This window comes from Sneathiella litorea (genome assembly GCF_009882915.1).
GTDB lineage: Bacteria > Pseudomonadota > Alphaproteobacteria > Sneathiellales > Sneathiellaceae > Sneathiella > Sneathiella litorea.
In genome coordinates this window covers 53,477-75,654 of record NZ_WTUW01000009.1, presented here as the reverse complement: position 1 = coordinate 75,654, position 22,178 = coordinate 53,477, and the positions used below count along the sequence as shown (strand labels likewise).

Below are 22,178 nucleotides of genomic sequence, written 5' to 3'. Positions count from 1 at the left end.
GATGTTTGGCCGCAAAAGTGAAAGCGAGGCGCGGGGCGGGCTCGCGGAAACAGAGGAGGGGTTTCTCGGCCAAGCCCCCTCGCAGTCGCGTGAATTCGATATCGCTCCTGAGTTGGTGGAACGGGTCAGAAAGCAGTTTTTTAACAGGATTGATCCGACTGCCGCCTCAAACATGCCGCCGGAACAACTTTCCTTGCGCATTACCGACGCCGTCTCGAAAATTGTCGATGCGGAAAAGCTCCAGGTTAATTGGATGGAGCAAAGCGCCATCGCGCGCGAGTTGTTCGACGATATTGTGGGCATCGGTCCTATCGAGACTCTGCTGTCAGACCCGAAGGTTACGGATATTCTCGTTAACGGTCCGAACACTGTGTATGTCGAACGTGGCGGCCGTCTGGAACTAACAGGTTATAAATTTCGTGATGATAATCATGTGTTGGAGGTTGCGCGGCGTATTGCGGCCTCTATCGGCCGGCGGGTAGATGAAGCAAACCCCATGGTGGATGCACGTCTTAAGGATGGTAGCCGCGTCAATGTTATTGCACCTCCTCTTTCTGTATATGGCACCATCATATCGATCCGGAAGTTCTCCAAGGATTTTATGGGCCTGAACGGGCTTTGTCAGGGCGGCTCCTTTTCCGAAGCTATGCTTCGCTTTCTAGAAATTGCCGCCCGTTGTCGGCTGAATATACTGGTTTCCGGCGGGACAGGATCGGGCAAGACAACATTGTTGAACGCTCTCTCTGGTCTGGTCGACGAGAATGAGCGGATCGTCACGATTGAGGATGCGGCGGAAATCGCCTTGCAGCGCCCGCATGTGGTTAGTCTGGAGACACGCCAAAGGAATACGGAAGGAACTGGGGAGGTCTCGCAGCGGGATCTTTTGCGTAACAGCCTTCGGATGCGGCCCGACCGGATTATCATCGGGGAGGTACGCGGCGCGGAAGTTTACGACATGCTTCAGGCAATGAACACGGGTCATGACGGCTCCATGTCGACAATCCACGCCAATAGTGCGCGCGATGCGTTGTTGCGCCTTGAAAACCTGATGCTCTCCAGTCTTGTGAACTACCAGAGTCGCGGCGCCCGCCAGCAGATAGCAAGCGCACTTGATCTTGTCATTCATGTGGAACGGGGGGCTACCGGGCAACGTTTCATCCGGGAAATATCCGAGATTGTCTCTTTGGAGGGGGATGTTATCACCAGCCAGACCTTGTTTGAATATGCGGGAGAAACAATCGGCGATAAGGACGGTGGAAATGCCTTTCGATATACTGGCAGTCGTCCCCATTTTGAAGCCAAGATAGCTAAATTCGGATTACTGGAAGAACTATGCACGGTGCTTCGCCCATGAATCCGGATTTGATAGCAATTGTTTCCGCGGACTGGTCACGGGAAATCGTCTTTACCGTTTTTCTGGCAAGTGGCCTTATTCTGTTATTCATGATTTTTCGTAAGGCGGGAGAAGGGGCGCGACAGCAGGCGGCGCGCCTTGCCGGACTTAGGGCGGGTCAGGCACAGGAAGAGACCCAATCTCTCACTGCCCTGCCGGAGTTTGCTCCGCTTTATCGGGAAGACAATCACCCCGATAGATGGCGACAGAAGCTGAAAGGCCGGGTCCTGCTTCTTCTCATAATGATCCTGATCTGCATTGTCCTTCTTCTGTTTGCCATTAGGGAGTATCCTTTCCATACCCTGATAATTGCCGGGGGCGGGGTTAGTCTTGTTGGAGGGTATTTTGCCCTTCGCCATTACCAGAACAAAACGCGCCGTAAACGTTTGGTTGAACAACTACCGGAGGCAATTGACATCATCGTTCGCGGCGCCCGCGTCGGTATGTCCCTGCAGGAGAATTTCCAGGTTATCGCACGTGAAATGCCGGATCCGGTCGGCAGCCAGTTTCGTATTCTGGCCGAGAAACTCACCATTGGAATTGATCTCGAGGCGGCACTCTTCTCTGCTGTTGACGAGATCGGCGTGAAGGAACTGCAGTTCATGGCGACAACCTTGATCCTGCAACGGCAGACAGGGGGGCAATATGCGGAAGTCCTTGAGAATCTCGCAAGGGTGCTTCGCGATCGCCGCGCACAATATCTTAAGGCCAGGGCACTGACCTCTGAAGCGCGTGTGTCAGCGCGGATTGTCACTGTCGTAACGGGAGTGGTCCTGACGATCCTCGCGCTGACCAATAAGGCGCAGTTTGAGTTCCTGTTCGTTGATCCACTCGGCCATGACCTGCTGATATATTCAGGTGTTTGTATTTTCATTGGTTTCTTCGCCATCTCCCGCCTGCTGAGGTCGTTGCAATGAGTGGAATTTGGATTGAATCAAGGGAGGAGGCTATTACTCTCAGCATTATTGCGATTTTCCTTTGTCTTTCGTTTGGTTTTTATATCAAAGCCTTGCGCGCCAAGAAGTCCGAGCGCATCGACTCGCGGCTCCGTCAATTTGCCCCGGAAACTTCCGCAACAGTTGAGAAATCCGGACAACTTCCGAAGATTGCGCTGGAACGGGAGGAGGTGGAAACCTCCGCGACCCCAAAAAGACTCTGGCGACTTGCGTTCGGGCATGGCGGGACGGGAAAGCAGCGTCTCAATCGGCGTTTTATCCGGGCCGGGATCGACCCCAGACGGGGGCGGAGCCAGTTTCTACTCGCACGGTTTATCTTTTCTATTCTTTCCGCCTTAAGTGCAGGGTTTCTTCTCCACTCCCAGGTACCTCTGGCAAATAATTATGTTGCTTCGGTTTTCATCATTTTCGCGGTCGGTGTTGGGGGAAGTTTTCTACCTTTTGTATTGCTGAACTATCATATCCGGCAACGGCAGAGACGGATTGAGCGGGCAATGCCGGACATGATTGATCTACTGATCCTCTGCGTTGAGGCTGGATTGACCCTTGAAGTAGCGCTCGCCCGAGCCGTTGAGGGGTTGGAGCCTTTCTCGCCGGATGTGGCAGCGGAAATGAAAATTACCCTGAGCGAGCTGAGGATACTGCCCGATAAATCGATGGCGTTGACAAACCTTGAGACGCGCACCGCCTCGCCGAGCCTGAAATATCTCGTCCTCTCCCTGCGTCAATCAGAACGCTACGGCACATCGATCACCGGTGCCTTGAAATCGGTAGCGATGGAAAATCGAAAGCACGCAATATTAGAGTTGGAGAATAATGCGGCGCGGATGCCGGCGCTGCTGAGTATCCCCCTCATCCTTTTTATATTACCGCCCGTTGTCGTGCTATCCGCAGGTCCCGGATTTGTGCTGATGATGCGGGCAATCGGAGGTTGACGTCATGTTGGTACGCTTATTTGTCTTATTAATAACGGCGCTATTGGCGGGGGGCTGTGCCCTGCCGGGCAAGGGGCTGGAAGGGCAGGCCCTTTTTCAGGATGAGGCCGCGCGGGAGAGGGCACTTAAAATTGCCGATGTTTCGGTGAATTCCGGAAATTTTCTGGCGGCCATAGATATATATCAGAAGCTTCTTTCCAAGAATAAGGTAGATGAAACCGTCCTTTTCGCCCTGGGGTCAACATATTTGAAGGCTGGCGCGCCGCAGGAGGCAGTGACGGTATTTGAAAACCTGGAATCAGTCGCACCAAATAATATTCGGCCCCATCTCGGTCTCGGTCGTGCTCATCTCTTCCTGTATCGACCGGAGGTGGCGGCACTTTATTTTTTGAAGGCCATAGAATTGGAGCCGGAGAATACCGAGGTTTTAAGTGGTCTTGCCATTGCTGAAGATATGTCGGGAAATCATCTAAAAGCGCGTAAGCTTTATTCCGCGGCCCTTGTTATTGCGCCGGATGATCTCAGTATCAGGAACAACGTCGCCCTATCCTATCTAATGGAAGGAAAATATGAGGCGGCGGTCAATTCCCTGTCGGAGCTGGCCTTTACGCCGCAATCAACACCCCAGATCCGCCAGAATCTGGCCATGGCCTATGGGCTTGCGGGGGATGAGACGGCAGCGGCGAGAATTGCCCGCCTTGATCTCGATCCTGAAACCACGAACAACAATCTAAAATTCTACAACATGATCCGACGAATGAAGGATCGGGATTTGCTCAGGCGATTCCTGCTCGGCCCCAGGCTGGATAGTACGGGGGAGACATGAGCGCGATTGCACCTGGTTTTCGAAAGATTGTTTCGGATTGCCGCGGGTCACTTCCCGTTGAGTTCGCGATTATCCTGCCCCTTGTCTTTGCGCTGGTATTCGGTGTGATTGATGTCAGCCGTGTCCTGCTGGCCCGCAGTTTACTTGATCATCTCGCGGTGTCGCTCTCCGATGAGGTCAAGTTCAGGGCGCCGGAGACAGTGCGCTCCGGTCTCACGGAAGAGGCGCTTCAGGTAAAACTTTCTACTCTTGCTCCTGATCTGGTGGGTGGATTGATTGATGTCACCCGCCTTGGCGTGTCGGTTCGCCATTATGCCAGCCTTGCAGATTTTGTGAGCGGAAATGTATTGTTGGAGGAGGGGCGCCCTGGTGCGCTAACCGCCTATCATCTTGACTATGCAGTTACCTTAATAACTCCGTTTATGAACTATCTCTATAGTTCAGAAGAGGTGACGAAGAGCGCCGTCGTGGTTGTTAAGAATGGCCTTTGACGACAAAATCAATCACGTCATCAAGGACTGTCGCGGCAGCGTGATGGTGGAAGTGGCGTTGTTCGTACCGGCGATCATGTTCCTGCTGCTGGCGGGTGTTACCTTAACGCATGTAGTTCAGCTTGACCGAACGACGGACCGTATCGCCGCCGTTCTTGCTGATGAGTTCTCGCAGAAAACATCCCTTTCCGAGAATGATTTCGATACGGCCCTGATGGCGACCACGACCATGATCGGGACAGAAGGGTTCGAGGTGGCGTCCGGCATCACCATAAAAGCGATAGAGCTGCATCCCGTCACCGGTATGACAACGCTCTGGAGCCGGTACCGCACGGATGGAGGGAGAGATTGTTCGGGCGCAGATCCCGCTTTTACAGCGCCGGAGGGGCAAATGATGGGGGCGGGTATTCTCTATCTGATACAGGTTGATCTTTGCACCACACCGGGTGATGGCTTCTTCCTGTCAAGCGTGATCAGCGTTCTGGATTTTTCCATACATGCCCGTGCGGTTGCGACTGGTCGAGGGCCGGCCCTTCGTCGCCTGCAATAGAGGTTGCAAACGAATGCTGAAAAAATTTCACAACTTCCACAAAGCAGAGGACGGCACAGCGTTATTGATATTTTCAATGGCACTTTTTATCGTCATTGGCGGAATCGCTTTTACGATTGATGTTTCACGTTTTTTTGCGGCGAAAGCGCGCCTTGGCAATGCAACCGAGATGGCGGCTGTCGCGGTGGCACAGAACTTACATTTTCTAGAGACTTCAGTCCTTGATCAATTGGCGACCGATGTTGTCTCGGTGAACTATCGACGTACGAGCCTGCACGCTTATTCCGGTGATACTGTTGTCCCGCTGTCGGTTAATCTTGCCACGAATATTGAGACTGGCGAAGTAACGCTAAGGACTCGCGCGGAAGTTTCGACAACTTTGTTAAGGGCATTGAATTTTCTTGAAAATGTAACGGTGGCGGTGGAAATTAACGCAGTTCAGGAACAGCCGGAAGCGGAAGTCGTGCTGGTTCTTGAGGCCTCCAACGCCATGGCCGCGTCCGGTGCGCTTGCCGAGGTAAAGTCTGCGGCGCGTGACTTTATCGTGACGCTTTCGGCCAAGGCTACACAAGGTAATGGCATTAAATGGGGCCTCGTACCCTTCGGAAATGCCATGGTGAATATTGCGCCGTATCAGGATTGGGTGGATGGAGGTGTCTGGCCTCTGAATATTCCACCGGAGGGGCCCGGTACGACAGAATGGACCGGAGATTTGGCAGAGGATCGCTGGTGCGTGGCGCCTCGCGCCGGGGCGGCGGGGGAAGATGACACGCCCCCTGGAACAACCAGTTTTCCGCTAGTCCTTGCACTTCATTCGGAAATTAACGCGGGAACCGGGCTGCCGCACTACAGCAATATCACATCAACAGATTGCCGGCCCGAGCGAATAAGGGGCCTTACGGGTAGCCTTCCGATTTCCACGGCAGTTGCGTCTCTCGCGGGGAATGGCGGCACTGCCTATGGGCGCGGAATGATCTGGGCGGAGCGGGCGTTATCGCCCCTTTGGCAAGGGATATGGAGCAGCGATACCACTTTGCCGGCAGGATATGACGACGAGACGATCAAGAAAATAGCTATCCTCGTCGTTGGTTCCAGCGCCGCAGAGGTCGGGGAGGATTCGCGGCTCATAAATAGTTGTACGCGAATGAAACAAAATGACATCACCCTTTATGTGATTGGTTATCTGGCGCCCGCGACCACCTCCGCACTTTTACAAACTTGCGCCACCACAGTAGGGCATTATTTTCATGTGACGGATGTAAGTAACCTGCAGTCTACTTTTTTTTCTATTGCTAAATTCTTGACCCGGGTCCGCTTTGCCGGCTAGCCCGGCTAGCCCGGCTAGCCCGGCTAGCCCGGCCAGCCTTCGGGAACGATAAACAGGCGGGGACCTTGAGGGGACAGGATGTTGTCTCCGTCATCGCGCATCAGCTGGACGAGATAGGGCATACGCCGTTGGCTGAACGCGTGGTCAACAGCTTCAAAAAGCGCCGCCTTGTTACCCTTTAATGCTTCCTCGCCGTAAAAATAGGGCGTCAACCATCGTTTTTTATCAAGGATCAGGAAATGATCAAAGTCGGGCAAGGATGTATCCATATTATGGGACCTGTCCTGCCACGCGCCGGTAAGGCTATCCTTTGAGACGCGGTATGGCGGAATGGAGGTCTCATTATCGCCAGTTCGCGGATAGAACAGACAACCCTTCACCCAAGGGGAGGAGATGATATCTTTCAGGCCGCGCTCAGCAAGCGCGATGACGGTTTCTTGTTGGATAGGTAGTTGCAGCTGGTGATCATAAAGCCGGTCCAGTTTCCTCTTCAGCGTATCCTTGAGCATGGGGCCAACAAAATCAGCCTCATTTTCAGTTGACCCAATATTGAGGTAAAACTTGATCGAAAGCTCCCAATGATAGGCTTGTCCCTCATAAAGAAAGGCAAGGTCAATTTCGCCGAGGCTGCGCTTCTCCCTGAAAATCGGGATGTTACTCGTAACCAAACTGATAGAGGGCAGGTTGGTAAGCCAGAAAATGACTAACTGCTCGAAATACCGGCCCAGATTAAGGCGGGACGTCGCCGCAAGATGCGCGAGTAAAGGCTCCGGGTCAGCCTTCAGGCGCGCAAGCAAGGCTTCTGTTTCAGCATGCTGGCCAAGTTTTGGGACCGGCGCGTCTTTCAGCAGAAAGGGAGACCTAATAACCCATTCCAGGTCCCGGAGGGCGAATGGTTTTCTGTCCTGCCGCGCCGCTGCCATTATCCGTACAGGCTATAGAACATGCGGGCTGAGGTCAGGAAGAGGAAAAAGGCGAAGGCTTTCTTGAGGACATCCGCGTTAATCTGATGCGCGATTTTTGCACCAAGCGGCGCAAAAAGGGTCGACATGGGAAAGATTAGTAGAAAGCCCAGAATATTTACATATCCGATGTTTCCGGGAGGCAAGTTTGTCGCATCAAGTCCGGAAATCAGGAAGCCAATGGTGCCGGGCACGGCAATAATCAACCCGATGGCGGCGGCGGTCCCAACGGCTTTTCGGATTGGATAGTTGAACAGGGTGAGAATGGGTACTGTAAAGGTACCACCGCCAATTCCCATCATCGCCGAAAAGCCGCCGATAAAAAGGGCGATAAGCTGTTTGAACGGCGTTTTCGGCAGACTTTCGGAGATATGTATATTATCGGGGCGAAAGGCCATGTTCGCGGCCACGACAAGGGCGAGCGTCGCAAATACAAGGGTGAGCAGATTGCTGTTGGCATAGGCGGCAACGATCGTCCCCAGTATGACCCCGATAAAGATCACCGGTCCCCAGCTTTTAAGAAGGTCCGTATCAATCGCACCCTTTTTAAAATGGGACCGGGCGGAGGAGATGGAGGTCGGGATAATGGTGGCGAGTGATGTGCCGATGGCGATATGGATCCTGACCGCATCATCTACGCCAAAAAACGGCAGGATATTGTAAAGGACCGGAACAATGACGATGCCGCCACCAACCCCGAGAAGTCCGGCGAGAACACCGCCAACCATACCAGTGCCTATAAGTGCCGCGATCAGGCCGATCAAAAGCGGCAGGGAAACATCAGCGAACATTCAGTTCAAACTCCATCTTGTCGAAATAAAATAACCGTTTTTTGGGGGGTAAAACCTTACCTCAATCGCTTTTTAGCAGATCGCGGAGAATAAGTTCCAATTTATTGAGGGAATTACAGGTTTCTGCCTTGGTGCAGTAAGGGGCGATCTTGAGCATTTCCGAATCCCCGGAACCCCAGATCGACTTCCGCTCCGGATTGAGCCAGATCACTCGCTTCGCCCGGAGCTTGATTTCCTTTAATATATCGACGCGCGGATCCGCGTCGTTGGAGCGACCATCACCAAGAAAGATAACGGTTGTCCGATTGTCGATATCGTCAAGGCAAAGCTCCTTGAAGTCTTCAAGCGCTCGTCCATAATCGGTGGATCGGCCGCCAAATTTTTCAATGGCGTAGGGAATCGCATCCTCTGGTCCCATGCGGTCAAATTCGTCCGTGATCTCCCCAAGGTCGCCGGAAAACGCGAAGGAACGGACCTTGGGCAGCACCTCATTCAGGCTGTAGAGGAAAAGCAGCAGAAACCGTGCGACTGCGGCAACGGAACCAGACACGTCACAAACCGCCAGAACTTTAGGCCGGTCCTTGTGTTTCTGTTTCCAGTGGGTTTCAAACAGGATACCGTCATAGGCCACATTGCGTCGCATGGTTTTGCGAATATCGAGATGTCCCCGGTTCTTCACCTTTCGCACGCGTGAGTTCATATCGGTCAGTCGTTTTGCCATGCGTCGAACCATATCGCGCATATGCTTGAAATCCCGCTGTTCTATATTGGACAGGCTGACGTTCTTCAGAATATCCTGGCGGAATTGTTTCCCTTTGCCGCTGCTGGTCAACGCGAGCTGGCGTTCCACCATATCCCGCACAGAATCGAAGAGAAGCTCAAGTCGGCCTGAGAGCTGATCTGCCCCCGCTTCATCGCCCTCCTTGTTGCGGCGGGAGATCTCCCGGTTAGCTTCATCCAGGCCCATCTCCTCCAAAATGCGGCGAGTATAAAGCCCTCGTTGGGTCATGAGGACGATATTGCGAAGGTTTGCTGCGCTCGCCGCCGCCGTCATGGCCATTGTGAGCTCCGTCCGGTCATTGCGCTCAAGCATGTCGATGAGGGAGTCTGTCGAGGCTCCCTGACTTTGTTCTCCTGAAAATCCGCCGCCACCTTCACCGCCGCCCGAAGCCGGATTAGGGATGCTCGAATCGTCATTCGCCGCCAAATTTTCAGACGAATCTCCAGCTTTTTCAGGGCCTTCCTGATTATTATCCGCATCCTCAGCGATCTCACCATCCGGGTTGAGGTCCGGATTGATCTGGAAACTGAAAAATTCATCGAAGCAACGTTCGAAACTTTCCTGTTCCTCGATCGTTTTCGCCATCACCTGCGCAAGCGCGGTTTTCAGCAGCGTACGATCACTATAGCCGAAGAGGCGTACCGTCTCGGCGGCGTCGACACTTTCACTGATCGATACCGGCACATCCGAGTAACGGAGCATTTCAACAAAATCAGCGAGAGCCTTGTCCATTAGTATCTTTCATTCCTCGCCGCCGCGATGAATTTTGGAACTTCGCTATGCATATTGTCGATGTCTTCTTCAAATTTCAGCAGCATGTTGAGTGTATTGCGGACGAGATCCACTTCGAGCTTGTCCGCATGGAGCAGCATTAATGTCCGCGCCCAGTCGATGGTCTCGCTGACCGCTGGAAGTTTTTTGAGGTCCTGCGTGCGCAGCTGCTGCACGAAGGAAACAAGCTGGTTGCGTAAATTTTCTTCCAGTTCCGGTACCCGCGTCTGGATAATCCGTCGTTCCAGCGACGCATCAGGGAAGGGGATATAGAGATGCAGGCACCGGCGTTTCAGCGCGTCGCTCATTTCCCGGCTGTTGTTACTGGTCAGGAAGACGAGCGGCTTGGTTTTCGCCTTGATCGTTCCAATCTCGGGTACGGTTATCTGGTAATCAGAGAGGATTTCCAGCAAATAGGCCTCGAACTCATGGTCCGACTTGTCGATCTCGTCAATCAGCAGGACAGTTTTTACTTCCGATTTCAGCGCCTGCAGGAGGGGACGGGCTTCCAGAAAACTCTCGGAGTAAAAGTTGTCACCAAACTGGTGCAGTTTTTCCATGGATTGCTCCAGCCCGACCGCATCTTCCAGCAGATCACCGAGTTTTTCCTTCAGGATCTGGGTATAGAGAAGCTGCTTGCCGTATTTCCATTCATAGAGCGCTTTGGATTCATCCAGCCCCTCATAGCATTGCAGTCGGATCAGGGGCGCCGCCAGAATTTCGGAGGCGGCCTTGGCCAGTTCCGTTTTGCCGACGCCAGGCGGACCCTCAACAAGGATGGGTTTATCCAGCTTCTGCGATAAATAGATGGATGTGGCGATATGGCGATCGCAGATATAACCTGCCGTTTCAAATCCCTCTTTGATCAGGTCGATGGCGGTTGCTGGGTCTTTATCAATGAATGTCACGTATCGGTTCCATGTTATTATTATTGTTCACTGGTTAAAAAAGATTACCTATTCCATAGCAGGCTCGTCCGCGCTTTGCTAGGGCAATCCAACTGGACAGCAGGCCCGCAGCGCGGTAATACTGCCGCCAAACAGCATTATATGTGGCATAGACGTGACAGTCCCTTGTGTAGGTGAACGGAATTGGCAAAATGAGTACGACAAAAGAAATACGCAGCTCCTTTCTGGATTATTTCGCCAAGAATGGGCATGAAAAAGTGGACAGCTCCCCGCTGGTGCCGCGGAACGATCCCACCTTGCTATTCACCAACGCAGGCATGGTACAGTTCAAGAATGTTTTCACCGGTCAGGAAAAACGGCCCTATAACCGGGCGGTGACAACGCAGAAATGTGTCCGCGCTGGCGGCAAGCATAATGACCTGGAGAATGTCGGCTATACCGCTCGCCATCACACTTTTTTCGAGATGCTGGGGAATTTCTCCTTTGGAGACTATTTCAAGGATCAGGCGATTGAGCTGGCCTGGAACCTCCTGACCAAGGAGTTCGGCCTGCCGGAGGAAAAATTGCTGGTCACTGTCTATCATGACGATGACGAGGCGGCGGACCACTGGAAAAAGATTGCGGGCCTTTCAGACGACAGGATTATCCGCATCGCGACCTCCGATAACTTCTGGTCCATGGGCGATACGGGCCCTTGCGGTCCCTGTTCCGAGATTTTCTTTGATCATGGGGAAGGGATTCCCGGCGGACCGCCCGGCAGCCCGGACGAGGATGGCGACCGCTTTATCGAGATATGGAACCTCGTTTTCATGCAGTTCGAGCAACTGGCTGGCGGTGCACGCGAAAATCTGCCGCGCCCGTCTATTGATACCGGCATGGGGCTGGAACGCGTAACGGCCGTCCTGCAGGGCAAGCATGATAATTATGACATCGACTTGATGCGCCATATTATTGAGGCGTCGGCCGATGTCTCCGGCATCGCGGTGGATGGGGAATTCAAGGTTTCCCACCGGGTGATCGCCGATCATTTGCGCTCCTCCTCCTTCCTTGTCGCCGATGGCGTACTGCCCTCGAACGAGGGGCGGGGCTATGTCCTCCGCCGGATCATGCGCCGCGCCATGCGTCATGCCCATATGCTGGGGGCGAAGGAGCCGATGGTTCACAAGCTGGTGCCGACATTGGTCGATGAAATGGGCGATGCCTTCCCAGAACTCGCCCGCGCCCAGTCACTGATTGAAGAAACCCTGAAGTTGGAGGAAACCCGCTTCAAGGAGACGCTTGACCGCGGTTTGAAACTGCTCGGCGATGCGACGGAGAAGCTGGGCGGCAGTGATCCGCTTCCCGGTGATGTGGCGTTCAAGCTCTATGATACCTTTGGTTTCCCGCTCGACCTGACAAAAGACATCTTGCGCGGACAGAACCGCCAGCTGGATGAGGCCGGGTTTGATGCCGCCATGAAAAAGCAGAAAGAGGCCGCACGCGCCGCCTGGTCCGGCTCCGGTGAGGCCGCGACGGATACGCTATGGTTTGACCTGCATGAAAAGGTCGGCGCAACAGAGTTTCTGGGCTACCAGACCGAAACCGCCGAAGGCAAGGTTCAGGCCATCATCAAGGATGGCAAGGAAATTGACAAAGCCGCGCAGGGCGATGAGATCATGGTTGTTCTCAACCAGACGTCTTTCTATGGCGAAAGTGGCGGTCAGGAAGGCGATCATGGCATGCTGAAATCTGCTGATGGCTTCGCCATGGTGGTGAAAGATACCCAGAAGAAGCAGGACCTCTTTATCCATATCGGCCAGATCGCCAAGGGCGAACTGAAGGTTGAGGATGTGGTGGAGACTCATGTCGATCACCGCCGCCGGAACCGACTGCGCGCGCATCATTCGGCAACCCATTTGCTACATGAAGCGCTGCGCCAGACGCTGGGTGATCATGTGACGCAGAAAGGCTCCCTTGTTGCGGAGGATCGGCTGCGGTTCGATTTTGCCCATCAAAAGCCGATGAGTGATGCCGAACTTGCCGAGGTGGAGAAGTCCGTGAATGACCGAATTCGTTTGAATGCGGATGTTGATGTGCATCTCACCACCCCGGAAGAAGCGATCAAGGCGGGTGCCATGGCCCTCTTTGGCGAGAAATATGGCGATGAAGTCCGCGTGGTCTCCATGGGTGGGCTGGATGAGAATAAAGGTGCCGGGAAAAATTACTCAACGGAGCTGTGTGGTGGCACTCATGTCGGCCGTACCGGCGATATCGGCTTTTTGAAAGTCATCAGCGAAGGCGGTCTTGCTGCCGGTGTCCGCCGGATTGAGGCGGTGGCCGGAGAGGCTGCGCTTGATTATATCAACGACCGGGAGAGAATCCTGGCCGAGGCGGCCGCGACACTCAAGATTTCACCGAATGAACTTGGCAATCGAATTCAGGGGCTTCTGGAAGAGCGGAAAAAGTTGGAACGCGAGCTCGCAGATACCCGCAAGAAACTGGTTAGCGGCGGCGGTGGTGCAGCAGAGGCACCCGAGAAAGTCGGCGATATCTCGCTGATGGCCCGTCTTTTGAGCGATGTACCGCCGAAAGATTTGAAGCCCATGGCGGACGAGATCAAGAAGCAGCTGAAGAGCGGCGTTATCGTCCTGATCAGCAATAATGAGGGCAAGGCCTCCATTGTTGTCAGTGTGACCGGTGATTTGACGAGTAAAATTAATGCGGTGGATCTGGTCCGCGCAGGTTCCGAGGCGCTAGGCGGCAAGGGCGGTGGTGGTCGTCCTGATATGGCACAAGCCGGTGGCCCGGATGGCTCAAAAGGTGAGGAGGCCGTTATGGCCATCAAGAACCTGATCGCAAAGCTGACTTCCGGCGAGGTCTTGGCTGGACAGTAATTTCGTCATGAAGCCGGCAGGTCTGCTCACCTGCCGGCGCTTACGCTACTGGTTAATCGACTGTGCCGTCCCGATCCAATCGGGGTCGTATTGGCAGGGTCGGCGTATATTTACATTGACGTTGTCGGTCGCTAGCTAATTTCCAGAAAATCGGTGAATGGGTATTTGGCGGTATATTCCGGCGATATAGCGGCAATTATCAGATAATTTCATGACCGCGGAATTTTTCGCCGCTGCTTGTATTTTGAGGCTTCTCCAATACATATAAAAGGCGTCTGCAAAGGTAAGCCTGCTGGGTGAGGGACATGAATTATTTCAAGACCGGATTACTGATTGCTGCCATTACTGCGTTGTTTTTGGCTGTCGGATTTATGATCGGCGGTACAACGGGTATGCTGATCGCCTTTGCTGTTGCGATTGTGATGAACGGCTTCGCCTATTGGAACTCGGACAAGATGGTCCTCAAGATGTACGGCGCGCGGCAGGTCAGCCGGAGTGACGCGCCGGGTCTCTATCGGATGGTGGAGGACCTGGCGGCGCGGGCGGAACTTCCCATGCCGAAAGTCTTTATCATGGAGAATCCGCAGCCAAATGCCTTTGCAACAGGCCGCAACCCGGATAACGCCGCTGTTGCCGTGACCACCGGCCTCATGCGTATTTTGAATGAACAGGAGACAGCGGGTGTCATCGCCCATGAACTGGCGCATATCAAGAACCGTGATACCCTGACCATGACAGTAACGGCAACGATCGCCGGTGCGATCAGTATGCTTGCCAATTTCGCGCTTTTCTTCGGCGGTAGCCGCGATAACCGGGGTGGTATCATCGGCACTCTCGCCATAATGATTCTGGCGCCACTTGGCGCGATGCTGGTGCAGATGGCGATTAGCAGGACCCGAGAGTATTCCGCCGATCAAACGGGGGCAGAGATCTGCGGCAATCCAAAATGGTTGGCAAGTGCGTTGCAAAAGCTTGAAAGCACGGCGCGCGGGATCGAAAATGTTCCGGCAGAGAAGAATCCTGCCTCAGCTAGTCTATTTATCGTCAATCCCCTGCATGGACATCGGGCGGACAACCTTTTCTCGACCCATCCATCGACAGCCAATCGTGTGGCCCGGTTGGTGGAGCTTGCCAAGTCAATTGGTTCGGTGCGAAATCATCCGGCCCGCACGGAACGGAATGACCGCTATTCTCATGAGGGGATGTTCAGGAAAAAAGGCCCGCGCGGCACCACTCCCTATACCGATGAACCGCCCAATCGTCCCCGCCCCAAGAAGGGCCCTTGGGGCTGATTATTTCAGGTTTTTCGGTGATTTAACGAGCGCCCTCGTCAGGAAGCGGCTCAAATGGTCGACATATTCCTGCCGGCTCTGTCCCTTGCGATAAGCCATCGGGGCGGAGAACTGGATCAAGCCCATCATGGCATGGCCGATCAGGTCCGGATCAATGTCCTCATACAATTCCCCGTTCAGTTTGGCATTCTTCAACTGTGCGATAAAGCCCGACGCAAACTTGCTGCGAACTTCCTTCGATGTTGAGTCCGTCGGGTCGAAAACCTTGGTGTCAACGAGGGCCGAACGGAGCAAGCCGGGATTCTGCTCGGCAAATTCCTGAATGGACGTCAGGCTGTAGCGTATATATTCCTCAAAGCTGTCGACCTTTGGTATGCGCGCGTGAACATAAGAGTGCAAATCTTCCTGTGCCCCACTCGCGAAAGCGAGAAAAATTTCCCGCTTGTCCGCATAATGACTGTAGAAAGTTCCATGCGCAACGTCGGCGGCCTTGGCGATATCCTGTGGTCGTGTTTCGTGATATCCCTTGCTGACGAAGAGCTTACGGGCAGCCGCTAATAATCGGTTGCGCTTTTCTTCCTTGCGTTTGCTGGCCCTGTCTGACGCCACCGTGACGGGTGTTGAATGATTCATCCGCGTCCCACCTTTTTATTTTTATGTTTTTTCGCGTCTATTGCTGGCAATTATTACAACAATTTGTCAGTATTCTTATAATAACAGTCCGATACGTAAAATAGAACAAAAAAATAAGCTGAGGTTGTTCCCCATATGTCAACAAATATTCAATTTCGGCCATTAAACCGGCCGACTCCCGATATTTCGGTCGCCCAAAATGACGATGGAAGCTGGATTGTCAATAGTAATATCTCGTTAGGCGAGTATTTAACCAATATTGGGGGATATTATCGTCGGGCGGCGGAGCAATTCCCGGATCGACCCTATCTGGTGAAATGCCAGCCGGAAGGAGATTGGCCGGAACTTACATATAAACGGCTGATTGAGCAGGCGGACCAGGTTAGCAGCTATCTGCTTGCCAATGGATATGGCCCGGAAAAATCCGTTATGATCCTCTCCGGAAACAGTTTTTCCCATGCGATCCTGAAAGTGGCGGCGCTGCAGGTCGGCGTGCCGATAACGGCCTGCTCTCCGTCCTATTCCTTGATGGGGTCTGATTATGCACGGCTGCAATATGCAGTGGAACTGACTGAGCCGGGAATGATTTTTGCAGAAGACGGGGATGACTTCTCCGATGCGTTGAATTCTCTTGATCTCTCCAATATTGAGTTGGTGACCGTGACGGGAGCCTCTCATGGTGGCAAGAGAGTCGCCGATATGCTGGGGTCCACCGACAGTCAGGCAGTAGAAGATGCCTATAATGCGGTGGTTGGTGAGACACTCGCCATGATTCTCTTTACCTCAGGGTCTACCGGCATGCCCAAGGCAGTGCCAAACACGCAGAAAATGCTCTGCGCCGCGCAGAAGACCCTTGAGTTGATAGGCGAGCCAGTGGACCCTGAAAATGACCCAACTCGCGTGCTCGACTGGCTGCCCTGGCATCACACCTATGGGGGGACGGTTAATTTCTTCGGTATCGCCAGAAGTTGTGGCACGCTCTACATGGATGATGGAAAGCCGGTTCCAGCACTTTTCGGGCGAACCATCGCTAATTTGAAGATTGTCTCGCCCACGCGTTTTAGTACCGTTCCGGCGGCCTACAGCTTCCTCGCGGACCAGTTAGAGGAGGATGAGGAACTCGGTCGCGCCTTTTTCAAGAACCTCAAGTTATGCCAGTACGGGGGTGCAGCGCTTTCCCAGGAAATGTTTGAGCGGATGCAGAAACTCGCCATCAAATACACGGGCATGCGTATTCCCTTCGGCACAGGCTGGGGGGCAACGGAAACGACTGGGACCGGCACGGCGGTTCACTGGAATGCCGAGAAAGTTGGGCTGATCGGCCTGCCAACACCCGGCATTACGGTAAAAATCCTACCGGTTGGAGAAAAACTCGAGATCCGTCTCAAGGGACCGAATGTCCATGGGGGTTATTACAAGCGTCCGGACCTGACGGCGCAGTTTTTTGATGAAGAGGGGTTTTACTGCATCGGGGATGCGGTGAAATGGGTCGATCCGGATCGACCGGACGCCGGCATGATCTTTGACGGTCGCGTCGCGGAGGACTTCAAGCTTTCCAACGGCACCTGGGTCAGCACTGGCTCCTTGCGCCTTTCGCTAATCGATGCGCTTGACCCACTCGCTCGTGATGTGGTGATTGCGGGCCATGACCGGGAGGAAATCGGGATCATGATCCTCCTGACAGAATCCATGCAAAGGCAATATTCGGGACAGGAGGGGGCGTTGTCGGCGGATGGCGAAAAGTTTATGGCGCCAAAGCTGATTGAGGCTGTTCAGGAGAAGCTCAGCCGCTATAATCAGAACAACTCGTCACCTAGTAGACGGGTGGGCAGGGCGCTGATCATGGCAGCCCCACTCTCCGTCGATAAGAATGAGATAACAGATAAACAATATATCAACCAGGGAGCCGTTCTTTCCAATCGAGCCGAACTTGTCACCCGCCTGTTTGCCGACGCGCAAGAAGTCGGTGTCATTAACCTCAATAATAACAATTAGATGAAAGGCATTCACAATGTCAGCAATGAATAAGCAAATACTGCTTAAATCCCGTCCCAACGGGGAGCCGACCGCCGCCAATTTTGATTTAGTAGAGACACCGGTGCCGACGCCGGGCGCGGGCCAGTTTCTTGTCAAAGTCATCTATATGTCCCTTGATCCGTATATGCGCGGCCGGATGGGTGCGGAGAAAAGCTATGCCGCGACCGCGGATCTTGGCGCGCCAATGGTTGGCGGCGGCGTCGGTGTGGTCGAGGAATCGAATAATGATCAATTCAAGGTCGGCGATTATGTAATGTGCGGGACCGGCTGGCAGAGCTATTGCCTGTCTGATGGAACCGGCGTGATGAAGCTCGACCCCAAGCAAGCGCCGATCTCGACCGGTGTTGGTGTTCTTGGAATGCCGGGGCTGACCGCCTATTACGGGCTTCTCGAAATCGGCAAGCCGAAGGCCGGGGAGACGGTTGTTGTCGCCGCGGCGTCTGGCGCCGTTGGTAGTGTTGTTGGCCAGATCGCCAAGATCAAGGGTTGCCGCGCCGTTGGTATTGCGGGATCACCCGATAAATGCGCCTTTGTCGTGGAGGAACTCGGTTTCGATGTCTGCCTTAACTACAAGGATGCAGATTTCCCGGAACAGCTCGCGAAGGCCTGCCCGGATGGGATCGATGTGTATTTCGAGAATGTCGGCGGTAAGGTTTTCGAGGCGGTTCTGCCACTGTTTAATGATGATGCCCGCATGCCGCTTTGTGGCCTGATTTCGCAGTATAATATGACGGAACTGCCGAAAGGCACAAACATGCTGCCTGCCCTGATGCGCGCGATGCTGACCCACCGTATTCTGATACAGGGTTTTATTATTTCTTATCATTTCAACCATTTGCCCGCATTCCTTAAAGATGTGAGCGGCTGGATTAAGAGCGGCCAGCTTAAATATCGCGAGGATATTGTCGAGGGAATCGAGAATGCGCCGGAGGCCTTTATGGGTCTGTTGAAAGGCAAGAATTTCGGAAAGTTGCTGGTACGTGTTGCCGATGACCCGACAAGAAACTAAAAGAGACAGATACAGTCAATAAAGACCCTAAAGGAAGGAAAAAAGAAAATGACTGCCATCACTGATTTTGTCAGTTACGAGGCGCATGGAACCGTTGGTGTCATTACCGTGGATAGTCCACCGGTTAATGCCTTGAGCCAAGGCGTACGCGCCGGTATCCAGGGCGGGATAGAGGCGGCAGTGGCCGATGATTCCGTCACTGCAATCGTTCTGGCCTGTGCCGGGCGGACTTTTATCGCCGGTGCGGATATTACGGAATTCGGCAAACCACCGAAAGCGCCAGCGCTGAACGATGTAATTGCCACCATGGAAAGTGCCACCAAGCCAGTTGTCGCCGCTATTCACGGCACAGCTCTCGGCGGTGGTCTGGAAACAGCACTTGGCTGTCATTACCGTGTTGCGGTTGCCTCCGCCAAGGTTGGCCTGCCGGAAGTGAAACTCGGTATCCTACCGGGTGCCGGCGGGACGCAGCGCCTGCCGCGCGTTGTCGGTGTGCAAAAGGCGCTTGAATTCATTACCTCCGGTGTGCATGTACCGGCACCCCAGGCTTTTGAAGCCGGGCTTATCGATGAACTGATCGAAGGTGACCTGACCGAAGGCGCCATCGCTTTTGCCAAAAAGGTCGCTGCCGAAGGGCGGCCGCTCGTGAAAATCAGCGAGCAGAACGACAAGCTGGAAGAAGCTAAGAAAAACCCGGCAATATTTGATGAATTCCGCAAAAAGAATGCGCGGAAGTTCCGTGGCTTTGAAGCGCCGGAAAACTGCATCAAGGCCATCGAGGGCGCGGTTAACCTCCCGTTCCCAGAGGGGCTGAAACGCGAACGCGAATTGTTCTCTGAATTGTTAGCCGGAGAGCAGGCGAAAGCGCAGCAGTATTTCTTCTTCTCCGAACGGCTTGCCAACAAGATCCCGGATGTTCCGAAAGACACGCCACTGATTGATATCAAGACTGCGGGTATCGTCGGCGCCGGCACCATGGGCGGCGGTATCGCCATGAATTTCCTGCAGGCGGGTATTCCAGTGACAATCGTGGAAACGTCGCAGGAAGCGCTCGACAAGGGGCTCAGCGTTATCAAGGGGAATTATTCCGCGACAGTCTCCAAGGGTCGCCTGACGCAGGAGAAGATGGACAAGTATATGTCCCTGTTGACCGGTTCGACCAATCTTGAGGATCTGAAGGACGCCGATATCGTCATTGAGGCCATCTTCGAGAATATGGACGTGAAGAAAGAGGTTTTCGGCAAGCTTGATAAAATCTGTAAGCAGGGCGCAATCCTTGCGACGAACACATCAACGCTTGATGTCGATGAAATTGGTGAAGCCACGAGCCGGCCAGAATATGTCATTGGCCTGCATTTCTTCTCACCGGCAAATGTGATGCGGTTGCTGGAGGAAGTCCGGACCAAGAAAACCAGCCCTACCGTTATGGCGACCTGTATGGCGCTTGCCAAGAAAATCGGCAAGGTTCCGGCCATGGTAGGCGTTTGCGATGGCTTTGTCGGCAACCGAATGCTCGCCAAGCGCGGTGATCAGGCGGCGCAGCTAATCCTTGAAGGAGCGAAACTGGAAGATGTAGACCGCGTTCTCTATGACTTCGGCTTCCCGATGGGACCGTTTGCGATGTCGGATCTTGCCGGTAATGACGTCGGCTGGCGTATTCGTCAGGGCAGGGGCGTGACCAGCCCGGTTGCGGATGCGATCTGTGAGCTCGGCCGCTTTGGACAGAAGACGGGCGATGGCTACTACCACTATGAAAAGGGTAGTCGCACACCGCAACCTGATCCGATCGTCGAGGAAATTATCGTCAAGGCGGCCCGTGATGCCGGGATCAACCGTCGGGAAGTTTCAGATGAGGAAATTCTCAAGCGCTGTATTTATCCGATGATCAATGAAGCGGCGAAAATCCTGGAGGAGGGCATTGCGACCCGCGCCAGCGATATCGATGTGATCTGGGTCTATGGCTATGGCTGGCCGATTTACCGTGGTGGGCCAATGCGCTATGCGGACCATATTGGCCTTGAGAATATCTATAACGATATGCTCAAGTTCAAGGCGGAGCATGGGGACGAATGGACGCCGGCACCGCTCCTTGAGAGGCTGGTCAAGGAAGGCAAGGGCTTCAAGGATCTCTAAGCCGGATAAGCAATTGATGAAGAAAGCCCCGCATTGTCGCGGGGCTTTTTTTTATTGTTTGGCGTGGCGCGCGAGATAGATGACGGGAATCAGGGCAAAGGCGAAGACGACACCGGACACCATGAAGCAGTCATGGAAGGTGAGGGTCATCATCTCGACCGTTTGCTCAACAGTTAGAGCCTCACCGCCGTTTGCTGCCATGATCTCGGCCCCGTAATGGGCGGAGCGGGCGGTGATCAGCACGGCGATGATATTGACCCCGATGGTGCCGCCAAGCATGCGGCAGAAATTGAGTGCGCCGGAGGCCTGCGGTACTTGTGGCCCGGCGACACTCGAGAGCGATAAGGTGCTGTTGGCGGGCAGGATCAGGCCAAGCGCCGCGCGCCCGATGACAACCCAGCCGGCAATCATCCAGAAGCCACTTGCCTTATCAGCGAGGGTAAGGGCGTAGATCGAGATCACGAACAGGATGATGCCGGTGAAGAGAAGCCTGTGCGCAGGCAGGCGATCCACCAGCCGTCCGGCAATTGGCGAGACGATGGCAAGCGCGAGGCCCCCCGGTAGCAGCAGTAATCCGGCGTCCGTCGCATCACTTAATTGCACTGTCCGGGCGAAAAGCGGCAGCATATAAATGGTGGAGAACATGCCGGCACTGGTAATGGCGCCAACGATGACGGTTGAAGTAAATTTGAGATTACGGAACATGTCGAGGCGCAGAAGCGGCGACTTGCTGCGGCGTTCCCGGCGGAAAAACAGGATAAAGCTGATCAGCGAAATGACGAGATAAACGATGACCTGCGGATCTTCCATCGGGTAAAACTGGCTGTTGGACAGCCCGGTCAGCAAGGTACCGACAGTGAGGCCAATAAGGCAGAAGCTGATGATATTGAACCGGCTTGATTGCTGATTGTCATCCCGGTCGGGAAGGAAAATCCATCCCGCGATGGCCGCAAAGAGCGAGAGCGGCAGCGCCGCCGTAAAGGTATAATGCCAGTCGAATACATCGGTGATGACGCCGCCAATGGTTGGCCCGACAGCGGGCCCGAGAACAACCACCATGCTGAAGGTACCAATGGCCGAACCGCGCTTGTTTTCGGGGAAGAGCATAAAGACCAGCGCCATGGAAAGTGGCTGGATAATCCCGGCGCCTGCGCCCTGCAGAATGCGCGCGAAGATCAGCAGGTTAAACGCCGGGGCGAACTGGCCGATCATGCAGCCGGTGAAGAATAGGGTTGAGGCAAATAGAAAAGTTTTTCGCGCCCCAAAATTCTGCAACAGCCAAGCGGAGGTTAGCATGCAGACAGCGTTAGCGCAGAGAAAACCGGTCGACATCCACTGGGCCGAGGCCTGCGTCACGCTATAGTCGGCCATGATGTTGGTAAGCGCCACATTGATCATGGTCGAGGAAAAAATACTCGCCAACAGACCGAATATCACGGCGAGAACTGCGAACCACTTAAAACTGGCGCCGTATTTTTGTTCCAGCAGCTCTAGCCGTTTGCTCGACATG

At 54.0% G+C, this 22,178-nt stretch carries 18 protein-coding genes; 12 read left to right on the top strand and 6 right to left on the bottom strand.

What is annotated here, in order from left to right:
- Position 1: 1 nt before the first annotated feature.
- From GQE98_RS14340 to GQE98_RS14310, 7 genes are read left to right on the top strand one after another with little or no spacing between them, the layout of a single operon-like run.
- Complete coding sequence (locus tag GQE98_RS14340) at positions 2 to 1,354, top strand: TadA family conjugal transfer-associated ATPase (protein WP_202526323.1); 1,353 nt, start codon at positions 2 to 4, stop codon at positions 1,352 to 1,354.
- Positions 1,333 to 2,310, top strand: a complete 978-nt coding sequence (locus GQE98_RS14335; RefSeq protein WP_161316403.1) for a type II secretion system F family protein — start codon at positions 1,333 to 1,335, stop codon at positions 2,308 to 2,310. Before GQE98_RS14340 ends, GQE98_RS14335 begins: the two co-directional genes overlap by 22 nt.
- A complete protein-coding gene (locus GQE98_RS14330) occupies positions 2,307 to 3,284 on the top strand; it encodes a type II secretion system F family protein (RefSeq protein WP_161316402.1) in 978 nt (325 codons plus the stop codon). The genes GQE98_RS14335 and GQE98_RS14330 overlap by 4 nt, the downstream gene beginning before the upstream one ends.
- Before the next feature lie 4 nt (positions 3,285 to 3,288).
- Positions 3,289 to 4,110, top strand: a complete 822-nt coding sequence (locus GQE98_RS14325; protein ID WP_161316401.1) for a tetratricopeptide repeat protein — start codon at positions 3,289 to 3,291, stop codon at positions 4,108 to 4,110.
- Positions 4,107 to 4,601 carry a TadE/TadG family type IV pilus assembly protein gene (locus GQE98_RS14320; protein WP_161316400.1) on the top strand — a complete coding sequence of 165 codons (495 nt, stop codon included), beginning with the start codon at positions 4,107 to 4,109 and terminating at the stop codon, positions 4,599 to 4,601. The genes GQE98_RS14325 and GQE98_RS14320 overlap by 4 nt, the downstream gene beginning before the upstream one ends.
- Complete coding sequence (locus GQE98_RS14315; protein WP_161316399.1) at positions 4,591 to 5,151, top strand: TadE/TadG family type IV pilus assembly protein; 561 nt, start codon at positions 4,591 to 4,593, stop codon at positions 5,149 to 5,151. Before GQE98_RS14320 ends, GQE98_RS14315 begins: the two co-directional genes overlap by 11 nt.
- 13 nt (positions 5,152 to 5,164) lie before the next feature.
- A complete protein-coding gene (locus GQE98_RS14310) occupies positions 5,165 to 6,478 on the top strand; it encodes a TadE/TadG family type IV pilus assembly protein (protein WP_161316398.1) in 1,314 nt (437 codons plus the stop codon).
- A gap of 23 nt (positions 6,479 to 6,501) precedes the next feature.
- Here GQE98_RS14310 and GQE98_RS14305 read toward each other — a convergent pair whose 3' ends face one another.
- The 4 genes from GQE98_RS14305 to GQE98_RS14290 form a co-directional block, all read right to left on the bottom strand.
- Complete coding sequence (locus GQE98_RS14305; protein ID WP_161316397.1) at positions 6,502 to 7,401, bottom strand: DUF1853 family protein; 900 nt, start codon at positions 7,399 to 7,401, stop codon at positions 6,502 to 6,504.
- Complete coding sequence (locus GQE98_RS14300; RefSeq protein WP_161316396.1) at positions 7,401 to 8,231, bottom strand: sulfite exporter TauE/SafE family protein; 831 nt, start codon at positions 8,229 to 8,231, stop codon at positions 7,401 to 7,403. Before GQE98_RS14300 ends, GQE98_RS14305 begins: the two co-directional genes overlap by 1 nt.
- 61 nt (positions 8,232 to 8,292) lie before the next feature.
- On the bottom strand, positions 8,293 to 9,744 hold the full coding sequence (locus GQE98_RS14295) for a VWA domain-containing protein (protein ID WP_161316395.1): 1,452 nt from the start codon (positions 9,742 to 9,744) through the stop codon (positions 8,293 to 8,295).
- A complete protein-coding gene (locus GQE98_RS14290; protein WP_425501140.1) occupies positions 9,744 to 10,682 on the bottom strand; it encodes an AAA family ATPase in 939 nt (312 codons plus the stop codon). The genes GQE98_RS14295 and GQE98_RS14290 overlap by 1 nt, the downstream gene beginning before the upstream one ends.
- 200 nt (positions 10,683 to 10,882) lie before the next feature.
- Here GQE98_RS14290 and alaS point away from each other — a divergent pair, with 200 nt between their 5' ends.
- Both alaS and htpX read left to right on the top strand, forming a co-directional pair.
- Positions 10,883 to 13,564, top strand: coding sequence for an alanine--tRNA ligase (gene alaS / locus GQE98_RS14285; RefSeq protein ID WP_161316393.1), 2,682 nt, complete (start codon positions 10,883 to 10,885; stop codon positions 13,562 to 13,564).
- 305 nt (positions 13,565 to 13,869) lie between these two features.
- The gene (htpX, locus tag GQE98_RS14280) at positions 13,870 to 14,856 is read left to right on the top strand and encodes a zinc metalloprotease HtpX (protein ID WP_161316392.1); all 987 of its coding nucleotides are present in this window, start codon (positions 13,870 to 13,872) and stop codon (positions 14,854 to 14,856) included.
- Here the strand turns inward: htpX and GQE98_RS14275 are convergent, their stop codons facing one another.
- Positions 14,857 to 15,489: a TetR/AcrR family transcriptional regulator gene (locus tag GQE98_RS14275; RefSeq protein WP_161316391.1), complete on the bottom strand. Its 633-nt coding sequence runs from the start codon at positions 15,487 to 15,489 to the stop codon at positions 14,857 to 14,859. It abuts the gene before it with no gap.
- Between the two features lie 135 nt (positions 15,490 to 15,624).
- Between GQE98_RS14275 and GQE98_RS14270 the strand changes: the two genes are divergently transcribed.
- The 3 genes from GQE98_RS14270 to GQE98_RS14260 are packed head-to-tail and all read left to right on the top strand — an operon-like array spanning position 15,625 to position 20,668.
- Positions 15,625 to 17,484, top strand: coding sequence for an AMP-binding protein (locus GQE98_RS14270; RefSeq protein WP_161316390.1), 1,860 nt, complete (start codon positions 15,625 to 15,627; stop codon positions 17,482 to 17,484).
- 16 nt (positions 17,485 to 17,500) lie between these two features.
- The gene (locus GQE98_RS14265; protein ID WP_161316389.1) at positions 17,501 to 18,535 is read left to right on the top strand and encodes an NADP-dependent oxidoreductase; all 1,035 of its coding nucleotides are present in this window, start codon (positions 17,501 to 17,503) and stop codon (positions 18,533 to 18,535) included.
- 48 nt (positions 18,536 to 18,583) lie between these two features.
- On the top strand, positions 18,584 to 20,668 hold the full coding sequence (locus tag GQE98_RS14260; RefSeq protein ID WP_161316388.1) for a 3-hydroxyacyl-CoA dehydrogenase NAD-binding domain-containing protein: 2,085 nt from the start codon (positions 18,584 to 18,586) through the stop codon (positions 20,666 to 20,668).
- Positions 20,669 to 20,719: 51 nt separating this feature from the next.
- On the opposite strand, the gene GQE98_RS14255 is transcribed toward GQE98_RS14260, so the two are convergent.
- Positions 20,720 to 22,177 (bottom strand): DHA2 family efflux MFS transporter permease subunit, encoded by a 1,458-nt coding sequence (locus GQE98_RS14255; protein ID WP_161316387.1) that lies wholly within the window; start codon positions 22,175 to 22,177, stop codon positions 20,720 to 20,722.
- Position 22,178: the final 1 nt, after the last annotated feature.

Coding starts and splice junctions, on each gene's coding strand:
- GQE98_RS14275 (WP_161316391.1), bottom strand. CDS start 15,489: ATGAATCATTCAACACCCGTCACGGTGGCGTCAGACAGGGCCAGCAAA.
- GQE98_RS14325 (WP_161316401.1), top strand. CDS start 3,289: ATGTTGGTACGCTTATTTGTCTTATTAATAACGGCGCTATTGGCGGGG.
- GQE98_RS14305 (WP_161316397.1), bottom strand. CDS start 7,401: ATGGCAGCGGCGCGGCAGGACAGAAAACCATTCGCCCTCCGGGACCTG.
- GQE98_RS14315 (WP_161316399.1), top strand. CDS start 4,591: ATGGCCTTTGACGACAAAATCAATCACGTCATCAAGGACTGTCGCGGC.
- GQE98_RS14330 (WP_161316402.1), top strand. CDS start 2,307: ATGAGTGGAATTTGGATTGAATCAAGGGAGGAGGCTATTACTCTCAGC.
- GQE98_RS14255 (WP_161316387.1), bottom strand. CDS start 22,177: ATGTCGAGCAAACGGCTAGAGCTGCTGGAACAAAAATACGGCGCCAGT.
- GQE98_RS14300 (WP_161316396.1), bottom strand. CDS start 8,231: ATGTTCGCTGATGTTTCCCTGCCGCTTTTGATCGGCCTGATCGCGGCA.
- GQE98_RS14340 (WP_202526323.1), top strand. CDS start 2: ATGTTTGGCCGCAAAAGTGAAAGCGAGGCGCGGGGCGGGCTCGCGGAA.
- alaS (WP_161316393.1), top strand. CDS start 10,883: ATGAGTACGACAAAAGAAATACGCAGCTCCTTTCTGGATTATTTCGCC.
- GQE98_RS14295 (WP_161316395.1), bottom strand. CDS start 9,744: ATGGACAAGGCTCTCGCTGATTTTGTTGAAATGCTCCGTTACTCGGAT.
- htpX (WP_161316392.1), top strand. CDS start 13,870: ATGAATTATTTCAAGACCGGATTACTGATTGCTGCCATTACTGCGTTG.
- GQE98_RS14310 (WP_161316398.1), top strand. CDS start 5,165: ATGCTGAAAAAATTTCACAACTTCCACAAAGCAGAGGACGGCACAGCG.
- GQE98_RS14270 (WP_161316390.1), top strand. CDS start 15,625: ATGTCAACAAATATTCAATTTCGGCCATTAAACCGGCCGACTCCCGAT.
- GQE98_RS14260 (WP_161316388.1), top strand. CDS start 18,584: ATGACTGCCATCACTGATTTTGTCAGTTACGAGGCGCATGGAACCGTT.
- GQE98_RS14335 (WP_161316403.1), top strand. CDS start 1,333: ATGCACGGTGCTTCGCCCATGAATCCGGATTTGATAGCAATTGTTTCC.
- GQE98_RS14265 (WP_161316389.1), top strand. CDS start 17,501: ATGTCAGCAATGAATAAGCAAATACTGCTTAAATCCCGTCCCAACGGG.
- GQE98_RS14320 (WP_161316400.1), top strand. CDS start 4,107: ATGAGCGCGATTGCACCTGGTTTTCGAAAGATTGTTTCGGATTGCCGC.